Annotated in this window: 2 pseudogenes; one reads left to right on the forward strand and one right to left on the reverse strand. The window is 64.7% G+C overall.

Features of this window, described 5'->3' with window-relative positions:
* Positions 1 to 751, forward strand: a pseudogene (gene carB, locus DW943_RS10290) (carbamoyl phosphate synthase large subunit); the annotation flags it as partial.
* A gap of 380 nt (positions 752 to 1131) precedes the next feature.
* Here the strand turns inward: carB (DW943_RS10290) and carB (DW943_RS10285) are convergent.
* Positions 1132 to 1882, reverse strand: a pseudogene (gene carB, locus DW943_RS10285) (carbamoyl phosphate synthase large subunit); the annotation flags it as partial.

The raw sequence follows: 1882 nt of genomic DNA on the forward strand, positions 1-1882 counted from the left end.
CCCGCGCGCGAGCCGCACCGTGCCGTTTATCTCCAAGGCCACCGGCGTGCCGCTGGCCAAGTGCGCGGCGCGTATCATGGCGGGCGATTCCATCGCGAGCCTGGGCCTGCCGAGCGACGAGCGTCAGCTGGACTGGTTCTGCATGAAGGAAGCCGTTATGCCCTGGGGTCGTTTCCCCGGTGCCGACGTTATCCTGGGGCCCGAGATGAAGTCGACGGGCGAGGTCATGGGTATCGCCAAGAGCTATCCCGAGGCATACGCCAAGACGCAGCTGGCGATTGACTACAAGCTGCCCGATCCGAGCGCCGGCAAGGTGTTCATCAGTGTGTGCGACCGCGACAAGCGCCATATCCTTTCGGTCGCCCGCATCCTGCGCTACCTGGGCTTTGATATCTGCTCCACCGAAGGTACGGCGCGCGTGCTGCGCGGCGGCAACGTGACCTGCGAGATCGTGGAAAAGATCAGCGGCCCACATGATGGCGAGCGCCCCAACATCGGCGACCTCATCGCCGATGGCAAGATCGCGGTGATTATCAACACGCCGTACGGCCCGGGTTCGCGCGGCGACGGCTATCTGTTGCGTACCGAGGCGGTGCGCCGCGGCGTAACCTGCGTGACCGCGATGTCTGCGGCCAACACGTACGTGAGTGCCATCGAGGCGGTGCGCGAGGACCAGCAGGGTCACGGCAGCGCCAACGACATGGGCATGGACGTCATCGCCCTGCAGGACCTGCCGCAGTACACGGTGTAGATTGACCTGTCCGGCCGGGGCGGGAGGGGGACACTTTCTCTCGGAAACTGGGCTTCGCGAAGTTTTCCGAGAGAAAGGACCGCCTCCCGCCCCGGCCTGCGGTGACTCGGTAGCACCGTGTGCTGCTGAAGGGGCTTTGCGCGATGACTAGGGCTGAATAGAAAATGAGTGTGGGCCCTGCCGTTCGTTCGAACGAACGGCAGGGCCCACACTCATTTTCTATTCAGCCCTAGTCATCGCGCAAAGCCCCTTCAGCAGCACACGGTGCTACCGAGTCACCGCAGGCCGGGGCGGGAGGCGGTCCTTTCTCTCGGAAAACTTCGCGAAGCCCAGTTTCCGAGAGAAAGTGTCCCCCTCCCGCCCCGGCCGGACAGGTCAATCTACACCGTGTACTGCGGCAGGTCCTGCAGGGCGATGACGTCCATGCCCATGTCGTTGGCGCTGCCGTGACCCTGCTGGTCCTCGCGCACCGCCTCGATGGCACTCACGTACGTGTTGGCCGCAGACATCGCGGTCACGCAGGTTACGCCGCGGCGCACCGCCTCGGTACGCAACAGATAGCCGTCGCCGCGCGAACCCGGGCCGTACGGCGTGTTGATAATCACCGCGATCTTGCCATCGGCGATGAGGTCGCCGATGTTGGGGCGCTCGCCATCATGTGGGCCGCTGATCTTTTCCACGATCTCGCAGGTCACGTTGCCGCCGCGCAGCACGCGCGCCGTACCTTCGGTGGAGCAGATATCAAAGCCCAGGTAGCGCAGGATGCGGGCGACCGAAAGGATATGGCGCTTGTCGCGGTCGCACACACTGATGAACACCTTGCCGGCGCTCGGATCGGGCAGCTTGTAGTCAATCGCCAGCTGCGTCTTGGCGTATGCCTCGGGATAGCTCTTGGCGATACCCATGACCTCGCCCGTCGACTTCATCTCGGGCCCCAGGATAACGTCGGCACCGGGGAAACGACCCCAGGGCATAACGGCTTCCTTCATGCAGAACCAGTCCAGCTGACGCTCGTCGCTCGGCAGGCCCAGGCTCGCGATGGAATCGCCCGCCATGATACGCGCCGCGCACTTGGCCAGCGGCACGCCGGTGGCCTTGGAGATAAACGGCACGGTGCGGCTCGCGCGCGGG

The organism is Collinsella sp. AM44-11 (assembly GCF_003467145.1).
Taxonomy (GTDB): Bacteria; Actinomycetota; Coriobacteriia; order Coriobacteriales; family Coriobacteriaceae; genus Collinsella.